Source organism: Streptomyces sp. NBC_00209, from assembly GCF_045206345.1.
Taxonomy (GTDB): Bacteria; Actinomycetota; Actinomycetes; order Streptomycetales; family Streptomycetaceae; genus Streptomyces.
Genome location: NZ_CP108121.1, coordinates 3,752,447 through 3,770,082, shown reverse-complemented (window position 1 = coordinate 3,770,082; position 17,636 = coordinate 3,752,447). Strand labels below are relative to the sequence as shown.

At 72.3% G+C, this 17,636-nt stretch carries 15 protein-coding genes and 1 pseudogene; 3 read left to right on the top strand and 13 right to left on the bottom strand.

Annotated elements, in window-relative coordinates:
* Positions 1–87: 87 nt before the first annotated feature.
* Positions 88–804 (bottom strand): GntR family transcriptional regulator, encoded by a 717-nt coding sequence (locus OG867_RS17080; RefSeq protein WP_406286341.1) that lies wholly within the window; start codon positions 802–804, stop codon positions 88–90.
* Between the two features lie 142 nt (positions 805–946).
* Between OG867_RS17080 and OG867_RS17075 the strand changes: the two genes are divergently transcribed.
* The gene (locus OG867_RS17075; RefSeq protein ID WP_406286339.1) at positions 947–3,178 is read left to right on the top strand and encodes a protein kinase domain-containing protein; all 2,232 of its coding nucleotides are present in this window, start codon (positions 947–949) and stop codon (positions 3,176–3,178) included.
* 71 nt (positions 3,179–3,249) lie between these two features.
* Here OG867_RS17075 and dnaN read toward each other — a convergent pair whose 3' ends face one another.
* From dnaN to OG867_RS17055, 4 genes are all read right to left on the bottom strand, one after another.
* Complete coding sequence (gene dnaN / locus OG867_RS17070; RefSeq protein ID WP_406286336.1) at positions 3,250–4,392, bottom strand: DNA polymerase III subunit beta; 1,143 nt, start codon at positions 4,390–4,392, stop codon at positions 3,250–3,252.
* Positions 4,393–4,541: 149 nt separating this feature from the next.
* The gene (locus OG867_RS17065) at positions 4,542–5,438 is read right to left on the bottom strand and encodes a glycoside hydrolase family 19 protein (RefSeq protein ID WP_328900972.1); all 897 of its coding nucleotides are present in this window, start codon (positions 5,436–5,438) and stop codon (positions 4,542–4,544) included.
* A 187-nt stretch (positions 5,439–5,625) separates the two neighbouring features.
* Positions 5,626–6,516: a glycoside hydrolase family 19 protein gene (locus OG867_RS17060; protein ID WP_406290999.1), complete on the bottom strand. Its 891-nt coding sequence runs from the start codon at positions 6,514–6,516 to the stop codon at positions 5,626–5,628.
* Positions 6,517–6,711: 195 nt separating this feature from the next.
* Positions 6,712–7,995: an adenylosuccinate synthase gene (locus OG867_RS17055; RefSeq protein WP_328900973.1), complete on the bottom strand. Its 1,284-nt coding sequence runs from the start codon at positions 7,993–7,995 to the stop codon at positions 6,712–6,714.
* Between the two features lie 186 nt (positions 7,996–8,181).
* Here OG867_RS17055 and OG867_RS17050 point away from each other — a divergent pair, with 186 nt between their 5' ends.
* Positions 8,182–9,033, top strand: coding sequence for a diacylglycerol kinase (locus OG867_RS17050; protein WP_406286332.1), 852 nt, complete (start codon positions 8,182–8,184; stop codon positions 9,031–9,033).
* 13 nt (positions 9,034–9,046) lie between these two features.
* Here the strand turns inward: OG867_RS17050 and OG867_RS17045 are convergent, their stop codons facing one another.
* Positions 9,047–9,451 (bottom strand): GbsR/MarR family transcriptional regulator, encoded by a 405-nt coding sequence (locus OG867_RS17045; protein WP_406286330.1) that lies wholly within the window; start codon positions 9,449–9,451, stop codon positions 9,047–9,049.
* A 14-nt stretch (positions 9,452–9,465) separates the two neighbouring features.
* Between OG867_RS17045 and OG867_RS17040 the strand changes: the two are divergent.
* Positions 9,466–10,317 (top strand): annotated as a pseudogene (locus OG867_RS17040) (ABC transporter permease); the annotation flags it as partial.
* Positions 10,318–10,356: 39 nt separating this feature from the next.
* Here the strand turns inward: OG867_RS17040 and OG867_RS17035 are convergent.
* From OG867_RS17035 to OG867_RS17005, 7 genes are all read right to left on the bottom strand, one after another.
* Positions 10,357–11,580, bottom strand: a complete 1,224-nt coding sequence (locus tag OG867_RS17035) for a cytochrome P450 (protein WP_406286328.1) — start codon at positions 11,578–11,580, stop codon at positions 10,357–10,359.
* A gap of 185 nt (positions 11,581–11,765) precedes the next feature.
* Positions 11,766–12,446 (bottom strand): response regulator transcription factor, encoded by a 681-nt coding sequence (locus OG867_RS17030; protein ID WP_328900978.1) that lies wholly within the window; start codon positions 12,444–12,446, stop codon positions 11,766–11,768.
* Entirely contained in the window at positions 12,443–13,702 is a 1,260-nt protein-coding gene (locus OG867_RS17025) for a sensor histidine kinase (RefSeq protein WP_406290997.1), read from the bottom strand. Before OG867_RS17025 ends, OG867_RS17030 begins: the two co-directional genes overlap by 4 nt.
* A 179-nt stretch (positions 13,703–13,881) precedes the next feature.
* Positions 13,882–14,757: an alpha/beta hydrolase family protein gene (locus OG867_RS17020; protein ID WP_406286326.1), complete on the bottom strand. Its 876-nt coding sequence runs from the start codon at positions 14,755–14,757 to the stop codon at positions 13,882–13,884.
* A 188-nt stretch (positions 14,758–14,945) separates the two neighbouring features.
* Positions 14,946–16,142 (bottom strand): kynureninase, encoded by a 1,197-nt coding sequence (gene kynU, locus OG867_RS17015; RefSeq protein WP_406286324.1) that lies wholly within the window; start codon positions 16,140–16,142, stop codon positions 14,946–14,948.
* On the bottom strand, positions 16,135–16,983 hold the full coding sequence (locus OG867_RS17010) for a tryptophan 2,3-dioxygenase family protein (RefSeq protein ID WP_328900982.1): 849 nt from the start codon (positions 16,981–16,983) through the stop codon (positions 16,135–16,137). Before OG867_RS17010 ends, kynU begins: the two co-directional genes overlap by 8 nt.
* Positions 16,984–17,140: 157 nt before the next feature.
* Positions 17,141–17,554 carry a DUF3151 domain-containing protein gene (locus OG867_RS17005; protein WP_328900983.1) on the bottom strand — a complete coding sequence of 138 codons (414 nt, stop codon included), beginning with the start codon at positions 17,552–17,554 and terminating at the stop codon, positions 17,141–17,143.
* Between the last annotated feature and the right edge of the window lie 82 nt (positions 17,555–17,636).

Sequence of the window (17,636 nt, the reverse complement as noted above, 5' to 3'; positions counted from 1 at the left end):
GGACAGCGTAATGCGACCGGCACCGCGCGCACAGTGGTCGCTCACGACCGGCCCGGGGCGCAAAGGGGCGACGACGGTGCCGGGGGCTCAGGCGGGCCCCTCGGTCTCCGCCTCGGACGGCTCCAGCCCGGCCAGGCGGTCGGCCCAGCTCAGTGCATGGCCGTTGTACCCGTCTATCACCGCGCGCAGGGCCTCGCGGTCCCGGTGCGTGATCGCGGCGACCAGTTCGGCGTGGCCGTTCCACAGCCAGTCCCGCAGATCGGCGTCGCCCCGCAGGTACGGCACGGCGAACACCCACGCCTGGACGCGCAGCCGGTGCAGGAAGTCGCTGATGTAGCCGTTGCCGATGAGCCCGCCGAGCTCGCGCCAGAAGCGCAGGTCGTAGCCGATGAGGATGTCCAGGTCACCGCAGCGCGCCGCGCGGGCGGCCTCCTCGGCCCGGCGGCGTACGGAGACCAGCGCGTCCCGGTAGTCGGCCCGCCGGTCCGGAAGCGGTTCGTGGAAGACGTCCCGGATGACCCCGTCCATGACCAGGGCGCGGGCCTCCACCATCGCCCGGTAGTCCGCGACCGTGAACTGGTGCACCCGAAATCCGCGGTGCTGGTCGGATTCGAGCAGGCCCTGCGCGGACAGGTCGAACAGCGCCTCGCGGACGGGCGTCGCGGACACCCCGTACTGCTCGGCGATCTGCTTGACGGTGAACTCGCGCCCCGGCAGGAGACGCCCGGCGAGCACTTCGTCACGCAGCGCGTCCGCGATCTGCTGTCGCAGGGTGCTGCGGGTGACGGCTCCGCTCGGGCACATGGCGCCCCTCCCCCATTCGGTTCCGGGTCACCTTAGACCGGGGTCGTACCGGCCCTGAGCCCCGGAGGGGCCCGCCCGGACGATCCACGCCGCTATTCTCGTCCCCGTCCGGCGTGTTGTCGTACGGGGGAGGCCGCACACCATGGAGAAGCTCGGGTCCACCGATCCACAGCGCATCGGCGCCTACCGGTTGCTGGGGCGCCTCGGCATGGGCGGGATGGGGCAGGTCTATCTGGCCCGGTCCGACCGCGGCCGTACGGTCGCGCTCAAGCTGGTACGCGAGGAACTGGCCGCGCAGCAGGAATTCCGCGACCGGTTCCGCCAAGAGGTGCGGGCCGCCCGGCGGGTGGGTTCCACGTGGACCGCGCCCGTCCTGGACGCCGACACCGAGGCCGACGTCCCGTGGGTCGCCACCGGGTATGTGGCCGGCCCCTCCCTTCACGCCACCGTCTCGGGCAGGCCGGGCACCGCGTCCGGCCCGCCGGCCCCCGGCGCCTACGGCCCCTTGCCGGAGCGGTCCGTCCGCGTCCTCGGCTCCGGTCTGGCGCACGCCCTGAAGGCCATCCACACGGCCGGCCTGATCCACCGGGACCTGAAGCCCTCCAACATCCTGCTCACGATCGACGGCCCGCGCGTCATCGACTTCGGGATAGCCAGGGCCCTGGACACCATCACCGACGGCGGCCTCACCCGTACCGGCGCCCTGGTCGGCACGCCCGGCTTCATGTCTCCGGAGCAGGTGCGGGGCGAGCGGGTGAGCGCGGCCAGCGACGTGTTCTGCCTGGGCTCTGTGCTGACGTACGCCCTGACCGGACGGCTTCCCTTCGGCGCCGCGGCCAACGAGATGCACGCCCTGCTGTTCCGCATCGCGCAGGAGGACCCGGACCTGACCGGGGTCACACCGGGGCTCGACGACCTGATCCGCGGCTGCCTCCACAAGGACCCGCAGGCCCGGCCGTCCACCGACGACATCCTGGCGCTCCTGGCCGACGGCGACAACAGCCCGGAGCCCTGGCTCCCGGGTGCGCTCCTCGCCCAACTCGGCCGCCACGCCGTGGAACTGCTCGACTCGGAGGACCCCGAGGACGCGGTGCCGGCGGACGCTGTGGTGCCGGGTGGCGGGGCGCCCGCCGACGCGGGGCCCCGTGGCGCCGCACCGGCCGACGCGGTGCCGGACCCGGACCGGACCCCCGGCGCCTCCCCCGCCCCGGTCGGCGGGAAGCCGCAGGGCGCGGTCTCCCTCACCAAGCCGGGCGCCCCCGCCGACGCGGTGGGCGACGCCCCGTCCGACGCTGCCCCCGGCGCCCCGTCCGATGCTCCCGTCGGCTCCCCGTCCGACCCGGGCGCCGAGTCGGCGGCCGAGCCCGAGACCGCGGTCCTCGACGCCCCCACCAGTGCGCCCGCCTCGCTCCCGTCCCCCGGGCAGCCCGGGCCCGGGCCCGTCCGAGCGCTCCCCACCGCGGCCGCCGGCGCGGCCGGTGCCGCCGCCACGCCGCCGAGCGGGCCGCCCCCGGCCACCCCGCCTCCCGGCTACGGCTACCCGCACCAGGCCGCCCAGCCACAGCAGGCCCAGGGCTACGGCCACCCGCAGCAGCCCAACCCCGGCCAGGGATACGGCTATCCACAGCATCCCGGCCAAGGCCAGGCATACGGCTACCCCCAGCAGCCGAGCCCGGACCACGGCTACCACCCGTACGGCTACCCGCAGCAGCCCGGCCAGGGCGCCACTCCCCCGTACGGCCCCGGGTACCCCACGGGCACCCAGCATCCGGCCCCCGCTCCCGAACCGGCCCGCAGGAGCAGCGGTTCGACCATCGCGCTGATCCTCGTCGCCGTACTGGTCGCCATAGGCGCGGGCGGTTCCGTCTACGCCCTCATGAGCGACAAGGGCGGGACGCCAACGGCAAAGCCCACCCGCTCGGCCGGTCCCTCCCCGTCGCAGGCCATCGACAACTCCCCCACCCCCGACGTCTCCCCGGATCCCTCGCCCGACGACGGGGACAACGGCGAGGAGGGCGCCGTCCCCGACGACTACCTGGGCTCCTGGTCGGGCAGCATCGACAACGCCACCGGCCACTCCACCCGTGAACTCGTCATCCGTCAGGGCGAGGTGGGCGACACGATTCTCACCCTGACCGCCGAGGGCCCCCTCGCCACCGGCGGCACCTACCGCTGCGTCTTCGAGGCGACCCTGAGCGTCGAGGCCGGCGACGGCGAGCCCGTCAGCATCGGCCCCTCCACCGTGACGGAGGGCGAACCGGCGGCTTCCTGCACTCCGGGGGCTCCGACCACGCTCACCCTGCTCCCGGACGGCAGCCTGAGCCGTGAGAACACGTCGAGCGGCGAGAAGCTCACGTACACGAAGTCCGGCTGACCCACCGGGCCGGGCGGGGCTGCCCATGCGTGCGCACGGCTGCCCCCTGCCCGGCGGCCCCGCCCCCGGCTTCACTGGACCAGCTGCCGGAGCGACATGAGCAGGTGCTGGTGGACCGTGTCCCCCACCCCGTCCGCCGCGGCCGCCGCCTCCTCGTGGTCCCGGTGCCCGGTGATCATGGCTCGCTGGCCCTGACCCATGAGCTGGAACCGGACCACCGGGGCGTCGAACGTGGCCAGCGCGTCCATCAGGTAGGAGGGGTTGAACCCCACGGCGATCTCGTCGGCGCCCTGGAGCCCGGCGGGCAGGCGCTGGGAGGCCACGTCGTCCTCGTACCCGGCCTGGAGCAGGACGGAGTCCCCGGTGAACGCGAACTGGAGCGGGCTGTCGCCGTCCGCCACGACCGCGACCCGCTTCACCGCCTCGACCAGCGGTTCGCGCTCGATCACCGCTTGGACCGGCCCGCTCAGCACGAACAGCTTGTCGTGGCGCGGGAGCCGGCCGTCGAGCAGCCGGACCGTGGTCCGCATGCCCTCCCGTTCGAAGCCCGCCGAACCGCCGTCCAGGGCGAGGCGGACCGTACCGGGGCGGCTGCCGACCGAGCGGGCGATCTCGCTGAGCCGGCGGGCCGAGACGACGACGTCGGCCGTCACCGCGCGGCCCGTTGGCCGCCAGCCGAGCGTACGGACGGCGAAGCGGTAGCGGTCGGTGGCGGCGAGGGTCATCCGCTCGCCGTCGAGCGCCAGGCGGATTCCGGTGAGCGTGGGGAGGGTGTCGTCCCGGCCGGCGGCCACCGACACGTCGGCGACGGCTGCCGCGAACTCCTGCCCGTCCACCTCACCGAGTATCGCCGGCAGTGGGGGCAGCGCGGGATAGTCGTCCAGCGGAAGGACGGACAGGCCGAATCCGGCGCCGCCGGCCGTCACCGTGAACCGTGAGCCCTCGACCGCGCATTCCACCGGTCCTTCGGGCAGCACCTTGCACACGTCCAGCAGGCGGCGGCCCATGACCAGGACCTTCCCGGGCCGTTCGGTCCGCGCCGCGACCTCGATGCGGGCGGACGCCTCGTAGTCCAGGCCGGAGATGCTCAGTCCGTCGTCCGCCGCCTCCAGCAGCAGCCCGCCCAGGACGGGCACGGGCGACCTGGTGGGCAGCACGCGGGCGGCCCAGGAGACGGCGTCCGTCAGCTCGCCTCGTTCGATCCGGAACTCCATCGTGATGCCCTCTCCTCATGCGCCGACCGCCTGTGGTCCCGACGTTTGCGACGTTAGAGGCGACCACTGACAACGAGGCGGGGGACGCCTCCGGCCACAAGGCCGGAGGCGTCCCCCACACGAGTGAAGTTGCCGGGCGAAAGCCCTGTTCAGCAGCTCAAGTTGGAACCGGGCGTGGTTCCGAGGATCTGCACGAACGCCTGGTACTTGTCGATGCGGCTCTGGACCTGGGCGGGGTTTCCGCCGTTGCACTCGATCGAGCCGTTGATGGAGCGGATCGTCTCACCGAAGCCGGCGCCGTTCACCATGGCGTTGTGGGCCGTCATGGAGCCGGGGCCGTTCTGGGTGTTCCAGTACCAGAGGCCGGTCTTCCAGGCCACGGCGGCGTCCTGCTCGACCAGGTAGGGGTTGCCCAGAAGGTCGATGCCGAGTGCGTCGCCCGCGGCCTTGTAGTTGAAGTTCCAGCTGAGCTGGATCGGGCCGCGCCCGTAGTACGCGGCCTGGCCCGCCGGGCAGCCGTAGGGCTGGCTGCTGTCGCAGTAGTGCGGGTAGTTGGCGGTGTTCTGCTCGACGACGTACACCAGTCCGCCGGTCTCGTGGCTGACGTTGGCAAGGAAGGCCGCGGCCTCCTGCTTCTTGACGGTGTCACTGCCGGTGTTGGCGAAGCCCGGGTAGGCGTCGAGCGCGGCGACCAGCCCGCTGTAGGTGTAGAAGGAACTGCGGCCGGGGAACATCTGGTTGAACTGCGCCTCACTGACCACGAAGCCGGAGGACGAGCCCGGGTCACCCGGGTCCGTGCCGCCTCCGCTTCCGCAGGCGCCCTGGTCGGCCCAGACGTCCGAGCTGCCCGGCTTCTCGTTCTGTGTCCACCACTTCGCGGTCCAGTTGTGCCCGTTGTACGAGGCGGCGCCGCCTCCGGTGTACACGGACGAGGCGTTCCAGGCAGCCGCGCAGTCGGCGGCCGACGCGGTGGTGGCGGGGAGTACGACGAGTCCTGCGACGACCGCGCCCAGCGCGGCGAGCAGGCCCATGATGCGACGGAACATCTGCACACTCCTTCGTCGCGGTGCACCGATCGTCGCGGCGCACCGCTGTGGGGGGTTGCCGCCACTCAAGCGCGGTTGGTCTGGACCTGTCAAGGTCTAGACCAAAAAACGGAACCTCTTCCGCCGCGAGAACCCCGGGGCCCTCCCACGACGCAAAGATCGCGTGGCCCCGAAGTTCGGGACGGCGTCAGCAGGTGAGGTGCGAACCCGGGTCGACGCCGATGACATCCGTGATGTGCTCGTACTTGGCCGCCCGAGCCTCAACCGACTCAGGATTTCCGCCGTTGCACTCCAGCGAGCCGTTGAGTGAGCGGATGGTCTCGCCGAAGCCGGCCCCGCCGACCATGGCGTCGTGGGAGGTCATGGTTCCGGGCCCGTTCTGGGTGTTCCAGTACCAGAGCGCGGTCTGCCAGGCGACGGACGGATCGCGCTCCACCAGCCACGGGTCGTTGAGCAGATCGAGGCCGAGCGCGTCTCCGGCCGCCTTGTAGTTGAAGTTCCAGCTGAACATGATCGGGCCGCGCCCGTAGTAGGCGGACTGGCCGGCCGGGCAGCCGAACGGCTGGCTGTAGTCGCACTTGATCCAGTAGTTGGCCTCGTTGATCTCCTTCACGTACTGCAGGCCGACCGACTCGAAGTCGGCGTGCGTCAGGAAAGCCGCGGCCTCCCGGCTCCGGGTCTGCTCGGTCCCGGTGTTGGCGAAGCGGGGATACGCGTGCAGCGCGTCGATCAGGCCCTGGTAGGTGTAGAAGGGGTCGCGCTTGGGGAAGATCGTTTCGAACTCCGCCTCGCTGATGACGAAGTCGGAGACCCCTCCCGCACAGGCGCCCTCATCCGCCCAGACCGTGGCGGCACCCGGGTTCTCGTTCTGCGTCCACCACTTCGCCGTCCAGTTGCGGCCGTGGTGCGAGACCGTGCCGCCGGCCGTGTAGGCGGTCGAGGATTTCCACAGGGGTGCGCACGAGGTGGAGCCTGCGGTGTCCGAAGCGGCCGGTGCGGCGTTGGCGGCGCCGGGCAGGAAGGCCGCCGTGGCGACGACCGCGCTCAGTACGGTCAGGATGCTCTTGATGCGGTTCAGCGCTGCTCACTCCTTCTACGAGGACGGGCACGGTGCGCCGCACACCTCGGCGGGCAGGCCGTGCGGGCATCCCTGCACCCAACCGTCGCTGGTCTGAACCTGTCAAGGTCTAGACCAGGCGGTCCGGTTGAGACGCGCACATGCCGGAGGGCCGGGGCTCATCCGCCGCCCCGGCCCTCCCATGCCCCCGTACGACTACAGGAACGAGTTGATCTCGATGGTCTCGGTACGGCCGGGGCCGACACCGATCGCGGAGATCGGGGCGCCGGACATCTCCTCCAGCGCCTTCACGTACGCCTGCGCGTTCTTCGGCAGGTCGGCGAACGTCTTCGCCTTGGTGATGTCCTCGGACCAGCCCGGAAGCATCTCGTAGACCGGCTTCGCGTGGTGGAAGTCGGTCTGGCTGTACGGAAGCTCCTCGACACGCTTGCCGTCGATCTCGTACGCGACGCACACCGGGATCTGCTCCCAGCCGGTCAGCACGTCCAGCTTGGTGAGGAAGAAGTCGGTGAGGCCGTTGACCCGGGTCGCGTACCGCGCGATGACCGCGTCGAACCAGCCGCACCGGCGGTCACGGCCGGTGGTGACACCGCGCTCGCCACCGATCCGCCGCAGCGCCTCGCCGTCCTCGTCGTGCAGCTCCGTCGGGAACGGGCCGGCGCCGACACGGGTGGTGTACGCCTTCAGGATGCCGATGACCCGGCTGATCTTGGTCGGACCGACCCCGGCACCGGTGCAGGCGCCGCCCGCGGTCGGGTTCGAGGAGGTCACGAACGGGTACGTGCCGTGGTCGACGTCGAGCAGCGTGCCCTGGCCGCCCTCGAACAGGACGACCTTGCCCGCGTCGATGGCGTCGTTCAGGAGGAGCGTCGTGTCGGCCACGTAGGGCTTGAGCTGCTCCGCGTACTGGAGCATGTCCTCGACGACCTTGCCGGCCTCGATGGCGCGCCGGTTGAAGACCTTGGCCAGAAGCTGGTTCTTCTGCTCCAGGGCCGCCTCGACCTTCTGCTCCAGGATCGACTCGTCGTAGAGGTCCTGGACGCGGATGCCGACCCGGTTGATCTTGTCGGCGTACGTCGGGCCGATGCCGCGCCCGGTGGTGCCGATCTTGCGCTTCCCGAGGAACCGTTCCGTCACCTTGTCGACGGTGACGTTGTACGGGGTGATCAAATGAGCATTGCCGCTGATCAGCAGCTTCGACGTGTCCACGCCGCGGTCGTTCAGCCCACTCAGCTCGGAGAGCAGGACCGCCGGGTCGACGACGACACCATTACCGATGACCGGGGTACACCCCGGTGACAGGATGCCGGAGGGGAGGAGATGCAGTGCGTACTTCTGGTCACCGACGACCACCGTGTGGCCGGCGTTGTTGCCGCCCTGGTAGCGCACCACATAGTCCACGGATCCACCGAGGAGGTCGGTGGCCTTTCCCTTGCCCTCGTCACCCCACTGAGCACCGAGCAGCACAAGTGCGGGCACAGGCGTACACCCCTTCCGGGCGGGGCATGTCCAAGGTCAGGGGGCGTACGAAAACGCCGTACATGCCGTACGTCGTTGTACGGCACAGTCCGAACCGTCGAACCGGGTGCCCCGGAATAGACGAAACCCCTGGCGCAATAGCGCAAGGGGCTCTTGCACCAAGATGCTACCCGAGGAAGGACCGAGGTGTCGGCTGCCCAGCCCCCCGGTAACGGTGCGCCCCACCTGCTGGTGGTGATCGATCCGGTCGCCCGCCGGACGGACGGCGAGTCCGTCCGCATCGCGAAGGACGTGCTGAGCGCGGGCTCGCACGCCAAGATCTGCCTCCCGGACAGCCCCGGGGAATTCGCCCGGGCCCTGTCCCGCCGGGGCGGCCGGCGGCCGGTGGTGATCGGCGACGACCGGGCGCTGCGGCGTGCCGTGTCCCTGCTGCACCGGGAGCGGGAGCCCGCCATGAGCGCGCTGTCCCTCGTCCCCGTCGGCGCGTCGGGCGCGCTGGAACTCGCGCACTCGCTCGGCGTGCCGAACGGCGCCGTGGCGGCGGCGCGCACGGCGCTGGACGGGGCGGTGCGCCGCCTCGACCTGCTCGTGGACGACAGCGACGGCGTGGTCCTGGGCGCGCTGCGCATCCCCGCGCTGAACGGGGCCCCCGGCACGGGGGCCGACCGGCTGGGCGCGTCCTCCGTCTGGGACGCCTGTCGCTCCCTGGTCCGCACCCTGGTGCGCCCCGCGCCTCCGGAACCGGCCGCCGTGCCGCCGACGCACCGGCTGCGTGTGGAGGCCGACGGCGTCGTGCTGAACGACCTCGACCGCCCGGTCGCCTCCGTGACGGTGACGTCGGGCTGCTGCGACGACGGTCTGGCCGCTGTGACGATCGACGCGCCGGACACCGCCCCGGTCACCACGGAGGCCAAGGCGGTCACGGTCTCGGGGGCGGACTTCCGCTACCGGGCGGACATACAGGTCGCGGGGCCGGTGCGGACGCGTACGTGGACGGTACGGGCGGGGGCCTGGGGGCTGATGCTTCCGGCGGGGTAGCGGGCGTGGGCGGTCAGGTGCTCGCGCCGGGCCTGCCCGCCGGCAGGTCGAGGGTCTTGCGGTGCTCCTCCCAGCGCCCCATCAGCCCCTCCAGCTCCGACTGCAGGAACTCGAAGAACGCCGCCGTCTCGGCGATCCGGGCGCCGGCCGGGGTGTGCTCGCCGAGCGTGCGCGCGCCGTCCTTGAGGGTGCGCTCCCAGCGGGTGAGGACCTGGTCGCGGCCGGCGAAGGTGGTGTACCAGATCTCGTTGTGCAGGCGGTACCGGTCGCGGCGCGAGCCCGGTTCACGTTCGCGGCCGACCATGCTGACCTGCGTGAGGTAGTTGACCGCACCGGATACGGCGGCCTCGGTGTCCCGGTCCCCGGGGCCCCGGACCGCGCCCTCGGCCGCGCTCTTCTCCGCGGATTCGCCGCTCATCCCGCTCCTCTTCCCTCCTGATCACCGGTGCGGTGGCGGTGCAGTGCCTCGTGGCGTACGCGCTGACCGGGCGCCGGGACGTCGGCATGAGCTTCCTGGCGGCGCGTCCGGGGTCGGCGCGGGGCCGGATGTCCACCGCCTGGGGCCTCGCGATACGGCTGCAACGCGGTGCGCTGCTGGGGTGGACGGTGTCCTTCGCGGTCGTCGGCTTCGTCTTCGGTGGACTGGCCGGCGGGGCGGCGGACCTGGTCGGGGACAACGAGAAGGCCCGCGAGATCTTCGAGCGGATGGGCGGGCAGTCCGGTCTGACCGACGCGTTCCTCGCCTCGATGGTCTCCGTGCTCGGCACGATCACCGCTCTGTACATCACCGCGTCGGTGCTCCGGCCGCACGGGGAGGAGACCGCCGGCCGCGCGGAGCCGGTGCTCGCGGGGGCCGTCGGTCGGCTCCGCTGGGAGGGGGGCCATCTGCTCATCGCCTTCGGCGGGGCGGCCTTGATCATGGCGGTCGGCGGTCTCGGCCTGGCGGCGGGGTACGGTCACGCGCTTCCGGCCGTGCTCGGCGCCTGCCTGGTGCAACTGCCCGCCGTCTGGCTGCTCGGCGGGGTCACGGCCCTGCTCCACGGGGCGATACCGAAGGCGGCCCCGGCGAGCTGGGGGGTGGTGGGGCTCTGCCTGGCGCTCGGCTGGATCGGGCCCGCCCTGGACCTGCCGCAGCCGGTGATGGACGCGTCGCCGTTCACGCACCTGCCGAAGCTGCCGGGAGCGGGGATGGAGTGGGGGCCGGTGACGCTCCTCACCGCGCTGTCGGCGGCCCTGGTGGCTGCGGCCCTGAGGGCGTTGCGCCGCCGGGATCTGGTGACCTGAGGTGGGGCGGGGGCCTGGGAGGGCCGCCCGCCCACGACCTCACACCTCGACCCGCAGCTCCTTCAGGCCCCTGATGACATAGCCCGGGTTCCACTCGGGCTCGGCGGCCAGTCGCAGACCGGGGGCCTTGCGCAGCAGCTCACCGAAGGAGGCGGCCAGCTCGACCCGGGCGAGCGGGGCGCCCAGGCAGAAGTGGATGCCGGCGCCGAAGGTGATGTGCGGGTTCTCCCGCCGGGCGAGGTCCAGGGTGTCCGGGGCCGCGAAGCGGGCGGGGTCGCGGTTGGCCGAGCCGAAGAGCAGGGCCACCTCGGAGCCCCGCGGAATGACGGTGCCGTCGATCTCGATGTCGTCCAGGACCCAGCGCTCGAACATCTGAAGGGGGGTGTCGTACCGCATCAGTTCTTCCAGCGCCGTGGGCAGAAGCCCGTGGTCGGCACGGAGGGCGGCCAGCTGCCCGGGGTGGCGCAGCAGCGTCCACCAGCCGTTGACCGTGGTGTTGACGGTCGCCTCGTGCCCGGCATTCAGGAGGAGGACGCAGGTGGAGACCATCTCCTGCTCGGTCAGCCGCTCGCCCTCGTCGTGGGCGGCGACGAGGGCGGAGATGAGGTCGGCGCCAGGGTGCGCGCGCCGCTCGGCGATCAACTCGCGCAGATACGCGGAGAATTCGAGGGAGGCACGGACGGCGGCGCGGGCGGTGTCCTCCGACGGGTTGAGCTCGAACATCCCGCAGATCGCCGCGGACCAGGGCCGCAGCGGGGCCCGGTCGGACTCCGGGATACCGAGCATCTCGGCGATCACGGCGACGGGCAGCGGCTCGGCGACGGCCCCCAGCAGGTCGCCCCCGCCCTGCTCCACGAAGTCGTCCACGAGTCCGGCGGCCAGCCGCTGGACGGTGGGGATGAGCTGTTCGACGGTGCGCGGGGTGAACGCCTTGGACACCAGGCGCCGGATGCGGGTGTGGTCCGGCGGTTCGAGGTCCAGCAGCCCTTGCCCGTTGAGCGTCTCGAACGGCTCGTGCTCCGGGGGCGGCGGCGTCCGGCCGAACTCCTCGTGCGTGAACCGGTGGAGGTAGGTGCGCCCCAGCCGCCGGTCTCGCAGCAGGGCCGACACATCGGCGTAGTGCGGGACGAGCCATTGGTCGGTGGCCTCGAAGTAGTGCGCCCGGCCGGTGGCCCGCAGCTCGGCGTAGGCGGGGTACGGGTCGGCGACGAACGCCGACGACCAGGGGTCGAACAAGGCAGGGGAGGTGCTGGGCTGTTCCATGGGCCGACGCTAGGGCCTTTCGTTTGGATCAGGCTGGATCAGGGAGCGGGGCGTGGTGCGTGTGGCTGCAAGGCGGAGGAGGGCGACAACGCAGAGCGTTGGCAACCGACGACAACGCCGCAGACACGCGTGCCACGCCCCGCGAGCCCAGCCTGATCCAAACGAAAGGCCCTAGACCACGGTGCTCAGGAAGGAGTGACCAAGCGGGCCTCATAGGCGAAGACCGCGGCCTGGGTGCGGTCGCGAAGGCCGAGTTTGACCAGGATGCGGCTCACATGGGTCTTGATGGTCGACTCGGCGACGACCAGGTGTCCGGCGATCTCCGCGTTCGACAGGCCCTGGGCGATGAGGACGAGCACTTCGGTCTCGCGCTCGGTGAGGTCGCCGACCCGGGCCAAGGCGGGAGGGCGGGGGGCGGAGGCGAGTCTGGAGAACTCGGTGATCAGGCGCCGGGTCACGGTGGGGGCCAGCAGCGCCTCGCCGGAGGCGACCACACGTACCCCGTCGGCCAGCTGTCGGGCCGAGGCGTCCTTGAGAAGGAAGCCGGAGGCCCCGGCACGCAGGGCCTGGTAGACGTATTCGTCCAGGTCGAAGGTGGTGAGGACCAGAACCTTCGCGTCCGCGTCCGCGGCGACGATCTCGCGGGTCGCCTCGATGCCGTTGAGCTCCGGCATGCGGATATCCATCAGCACCACGTCGGGGCGGAGCGCGGCGACCTGGGAGACGGCCTCGCGGCCGTTCACCGCCTCGCCGACGACCTCGATGCCCGGCATGGCGTTGAGCAGGACCGAGAAGCCCTCGCGGACCATCATCTGGTCGTCCACGATCAGGACCCGGATCGGCGGAGCTGCGGGCTGCGTCGTCATGCCTGCTCCTTGAAGGCGCCGGACGCACCGGGCGCCGTCTGCTGGGCCGGAATGAAGGCCGCGACCTCGTAGCCGCCCTCCTCGGTGGGCTCGGCGGTCATCTCGCCGTTCAGCATCGCGACCCGCTCCCGCATCCCGGTGATCCCGTGCCCGGCCCCCGGCGACGGCTTCACGGGAGCGGTCGGCGGTCCGTTGACCACGCGCAGGCCGAGCCCGCCGAGGACGTAGCCGATCTCGACCCTGGCCGTGGCGCCCGGGGCGTGCCGAAGGCTGTTGCTGAGCGCCTCCTGGATGATCCGGTACGCCGACAGCTCGACGCCTTGGGGCAGTTCGCGGACCGCCCCGGTCACCGCCTTCTCCGTCACCAGGCCCGCGTCCCCGACGTTGGTGAGCAGCCGGTCGAGGTCGGCGAGGGTGGGCTGCGGCGCGTCCGGTGCCTCGTAGTCGTCGGCCCGGACGACGCCGAGCACCCGGCGCAGCTCGGTGAGCGCGGCCACGGCGTTCTCCCGGATCGTGACGAACGCCTGCTCCAGCTCCGGCGGCGGGTTCTCGACCCGGTACGGGGCGGCCTCGGCCTGGATGGCGACGACGGACATGTGGTGGGCGACCACGTCGTGGAGTTCGCGGGCGATCGTGCTGCGCTCCTCCAGCAGCGTGCGCCGGTCGCGCTCGACGGCGGTGACGGTGCGCTGCACGGTGACCTCGCGCTGCGCCTCCCGCCGGACCTGGACCATGCTCACCAAGAGCAGCGCGAACGCCGAGGCCACCGCCATGCCCGCGGTGTTCGGCCCGCCGGCCCCGCCGGTGACGACACCCTCCACGACGAGGCCCAGCAGCAGCGTGAGCACCCACATCCAGGCGGCGGTGCGCGGCCGGGTCCTGGCCGCGACCACGAACAGCACCACCAAGTGGCAGATGAAGACGCTCGCCGACCACGGGTCGTAGCCACCCACCACCACGCTCACCGGCATCAGGACCATCGACATCCAGAACGCCCCGACCGGCCTGATCAGTGTCATCGCCACACAGGCGGCGGGCAGCAGCCCGGCCAGCAGGACGCCGGCGTTGCCGGTGACCGTGAACCCCGCCATGAAGGTGATCATCGCGACGCCCAGCACCGCCGCGTGCGGGATCCACGCGGCCCGTGCCGCGAGCCGCCGCGGCAACCGCCTGGTCAGAGGCCCGTCCGTGCGCATCGGTGACATCGGCCGGTAGGCGAAGGCGTCCTCGAAGAGGTCTTCCCAGAGGTCGTCCATCGCACGCGCGGCGAGCCGTAGCTCCGGGCTTCTGGTCTTGGTCTCGGTCACGCCTCCACGGTAGGCGGGGCGGCGGGCCGGGTCGTCAGCAGATTTGCGGATTCCCGGCCGTCCGTCGCAAGTACTACGCGCCCGCCCTCACGCATCTACCAGGCGAGCTGGGCGATCTCCTCCGCCATCTACCAGGCGAGCTGGGCGATCTCCTCCGCGACCACCGCGCACGCGTCGGCGGCCGGGTCGATCAGCGGGAAGTGGCCGACGTCCGGCAGCAGGGTCAGCCCCACCGTCTCGCCCTCCTTCGCCGCCGCGTCCACGAACGCCTCGGAGACGGCCGCAGGGACCGTGAGGTCCGTCGTGCCCTGGACGACCGCGGTCGCGATGCCCGTGGGCAGCAGCCGGGACGGATCGGCGTGCGCGCTCCGCTCGGCGAAGTCCTCCGCAGCCCCCAGAAGCTGCCCGATCGCCCCCGAGCACACGTCGAGCGCGACCGCCGAGCCGAAGTCCGCGATCGGTGCCAGCGCCACCACGCCCCGCAGCGCGGGCGGCCTCGGGAGCCTCCACGGCGAGCCCTCCGGCAGTACGTGCCGGGCGGCGGCCCACAGGGCCAGCTGTCCGCCCGCCGAGTGCCCCGTGACGACGATCCTGCGGACGTCCGCCGCCGGCAACTCCCGCGCCAGCAGCTCCGGCAACGCGTCCATCGCGGCGGCGACGTCGTCAAAGGTCTCCGGCCAGCGCCCCGCGACCGGGCCGGTCCCGCGCTGCTGCGGAAGCTCGCTGCCGCGCCGGTACTCCACACTGGCCACGGCGAACCCGTGCCGGGCCAGGAAGTCCGCGAACGGCGACACATGCGCCCGGTCGTACGGAGCCCGCCACGCCCCACCGTGCAGCACGACCACGACCGGCGCACCGGTGAGGCCCCCACGCGGGGCATAGAAATCGATGACCTGGTCGGGGTGGCTGCCGTAGGCGGCGGACGCGTCGGGGGCGACGGCCGGATGCGAGAAGGCCGACTCGGTCTCGGCGGCGTCCCGCTCGCGCGCGGCGGAATCCGACATCCTGCTCCCACCCTCCCTGTCGTCCGGCCCAACTGGCCTGACCTGCGGGGACGGTACCAGTACGACGGACAACCCCGCTTACCGGGAATCGGCACCCCGCACACCGCGCCGTGCGAGGCCCCGCACGAGCCCTCGCACGGCGCCGTCCGGTGACTGGGGCGAGCCGGTCACCGGACGGATGCGGCAGCCTACGCCGCCGGAGCGCCCAGAACCTCCGCGAGCACCCGCGCCGCGCGTTCCGCGTCCGCGAACCCCACGTACAGCGGTGTGAAACCGAACCGCAGCACATCGGGCCGGCGCAGGTCCCCGACGACACCGCGCGCGATCAGCTCGGCCATCACGGGCTCGGCGTCGTCGCACCGCAGCGCGACCTGGCTGCCCCGTTCCGCGTGGGCGGCCGGGGTGACGGAGGTGACCCGCCCCTCGGGGGCGTACGCCTCGACGCACTCCAGGAAGAAGTCCGTCAGCGCCAGGGACTTGGCCCGGACCGCCTCGATCCCGACCCCGTCCCAGACGTCGAGCGACGCCTCCAGGGCCAGCATGGACAGGATGTCCGGCGTGCCGACCCGGCCCCGGACCGCACCGTCCGCCGGGGTGTAGCCGGGCGTCATCGCGAACGGGTCGGCGTGCGACGTCCACCCCGGCAGGGGCGAGTCGAAGGACGTCTGGTGGCGCTCGGCGACGTACAGGTAGGCGGGCGAACCGGGGCCGCCGTTGAGGTACTTGTACGTGCAGCCGACCGCCAGGTCCACGCCGTGCTCGTCCAGGCCGACGGGGAGCGCGCCCGCGCTGTGGCACAGGTCCCAGACGGCGATCGCGCCCGCGGCCCGCGCCGCGGTGGTCAGCCCCGGCAGGTCGTGCAGCCGGCCCGAGCGGTAGTCGACGTGGTTGAGCAGGACGGCGGCGGTCCGCGGACCGAGCGCGTCCGGCACATCGGCGGGGGCGACCGGGACGATCCGGTGGCCGGTCATCCGGGCCGCCGAAGCGGCGATGTAGCCGTCGGTGGGGAACGTCTGCGCGTCGACCAGGATCTCGTCGCGGCCCTCCGGTGCCAGCCGGGTCGCGGCGACGAGGGCCTTGAAGACGTTCACGCTGGTCGAGTCGCCGACGACGATCCTGCCGGCCGCCGCGCCGACGATCGGGGCGATACGGTCACCGATCCGTTCCGGAGCCGTCCACCAGCCGCTCTCACCCCAGGACCGGATGCGCAGCTCACCCCACTCGCGGGTGAGGACCTCCTGCACCCGGGCGGGCACGTGACGGGGCAGCGCGCCGAGCGAGTTGCCGTCCAGGTAGACGGTGTCGTCCAGGGTGAACAGCTCGCGCAGCGGTGCGAGGGCGTCCTCGGTGTCGAGCGCCTGTGCGCGCTCCTGCAGGTCAGACATGGCTGCGGGCCGTCCAGAGCTCGGGGAACACGTTCTTCGTGGCGCGCTTCTCCAGCCAGGCCACGCCGGCCGAGCCGCCGGTGCCGGTCTTGGAGCCCATGGCCCGCCGGGTGGCGAGGAGATGGTCGTTGCGCCATCGCCACACCAGCTCGCCCACATCGGTGAGCACCTCGCCGAGGCGGACCAGCTCGTCGTTCTGGTCCGGGTTGGCGTAGATCTCCGCCCAGACGGCCTCGATCTCGGCAGACGGCTCGTACTTCTGGGTCAGGTCCCGGCCGAGCACGGACGCCGGGATCGCGTGCCCGCGCCGGGCGAGCAGGGCGAGGGCCTCGTCGTACAGGCCGGGCTCCGCGAGGGCCTTCTCCAGCTCCGCGTGGACGCGGGGCGCACCCCGGTGCGGCACCAGCATGGACGCGGACTTGTCACCGAGCAGGAACTCCATCCGCCGGTACATCGCCGACTGGAAACCGGAACCCTCGCCGAGCGAGGACCGGTAGGAGTTGAACTGGGCGGGGGTGAGCTGGGCGAGCGGTGTCCAGGAGGCGTTCAGGGCCTCCAGCTCCCGCAGCGACCGCTTCAGCGCGTCCTGCGCGACGTCCAGGCGGTCCTCGCGCATCGCGTGCGCGGCGGTCTCCCACTCATGGACGATGACGGTGAACCACAGCTCCATGACCTGGGTGGTGACCAGGAAGACCATCTCGCCGGGATCGTCCGAGCGGAGGTGCTGGAGGTGGGTCAGGACATCCGCCTGGACATAGTCCTCGTACGGAGTCGTGCCCGCGAAGTCGAGGTGCGGGGTGGCCGCACCGGTGGCTTCGGGGTCGGGGTGAATCGTCGACATCGCTGTCTCCTCGACACGAGCTTCCGGGTAGCGGTCCGCCCCTTCCCTGCGGAAGTGGAGCCCCGGTCCCCTGTTCGCATAGTAATCGCCGTCCCCGGACACGCGCAGGCCCCGCAGTCGCGGATGCGGAGCTGCGGGGCCTGCGTTAGGGCGTCGGCTAGCCGAGGGTCTCGGCGGCGGTCGGCGAGGAGTCGCGCAGGAACGACGAGCAGCGCTCGTACTCCTCCTGCTCGCCGATCGACTGCGCGGCCCGGGCGAGGGCGTGCAGGGCGCGGAGGAAACCGCGGTTCGGCTCGTGCTCGAACGGCACGGGGCCGTGGCCCTTCCAGCCGGCCCGGCGCAGCGCGTCGAGGCCGCGGTGGTAGCCGGTGCGGGCGTAGGCGTACGACTCGACGACCCGGCCGCCCTCGAACGCCTCGTCGGCGAGCTGCGCCCAGGCCAGCGAGGAGGTCGGGTACTTCGCGGCGACGTCGGCGGGCGCGGTGCCGGCGGCGAGCAGTTCGCGCGGCTCCGGGTCGTCGGGCAGGTGGGTCGGGGGCGGGCCCCCGAGCAGGTTCTCGTGGATCGACATGCTCCCAGTGTGCCTGGCACGGGGCCCGCCGAGGACCCGGTGGGTCCGAATCCGGCCCCGGCCCGCGCGGCCGGGGAGCGCC

Bases quoted from the DNA above. Each gene is read 5' to 3' on its own strand.
- OG867_RS17080 (WP_406286341.1), bottom strand. From the start codon at position 804: ATGTGCCCGAGCGGAGCCGTCACCCGCAGCACCCTGCGACAGCAGATC.
- OG867_RS17075 (WP_406286339.1), top strand. From the start codon at position 947: ATGGAGAAGCTCGGGTCCACCGATCCACAGCGCATCGGCGCCTACCGG.
- dnaN (WP_406286336.1), bottom strand. From the start codon at position 4,392: ATGGAGTTCCGGATCGAACGAGGCGAGCTGACGGACGCCGTCTCCTGG.
- OG867_RS17065 (WP_328900972.1), bottom strand. From the start codon at position 5,438: ATGTTCCGTCGCATCATGGGCCTGCTCGCCGCGCTGGGCGCGGTCGTC.
- OG867_RS17045 (WP_406286330.1), bottom strand. From the start codon at position 9,451: ATGAGCGGCGAATCCGCGGAGAAGAGCGCGGCCGAGGGCGCGGTCCGG.
- OG867_RS17035 (WP_406286328.1), bottom strand. From the start codon at position 11,580: ATGGAACAGCCCAGCACCTCCCCTGCCTTGTTCGACCCCTGGTCGTCG.
- OG867_RS17030 (WP_328900978.1), bottom strand. From the start codon at position 12,446: ATGACGACGCAGCCCGCAGCTCCGCCGATCCGGGTCCTGATCGTGGAC.
- OG867_RS17025 (WP_406290997.1), bottom strand. From the start codon at position 13,702: ATGGACGACCTCTGGGAAGACCTCTTCGAGGACGCCTTCGCCTACCGG.
- OG867_RS17020 (WP_406286326.1), bottom strand. From the start codon at position 14,757: ATGTCGGATTCCGCCGCGCGCGAGCGGGACGCCGCCGAGACCGAGTCG.
- kynU (WP_406286324.1), bottom strand. From the start codon at position 16,142: ATGTCTGACCTGCAGGAGCGCGCACAGGCGCTCGACACCGAGGACGCC.
- OG867_RS17010 (WP_328900982.1), bottom strand. From the start codon at position 16,983: ATGTCGACGATTCACCCCGACCCCGAAGCCACCGGTGCGGCCACCCCG.
- OG867_RS17005 (WP_328900983.1), bottom strand. From the start codon at position 17,554: ATGTCGATCCACGAGAACCTGCTCGGGGGCCCGCCCCCGACCCACCTG.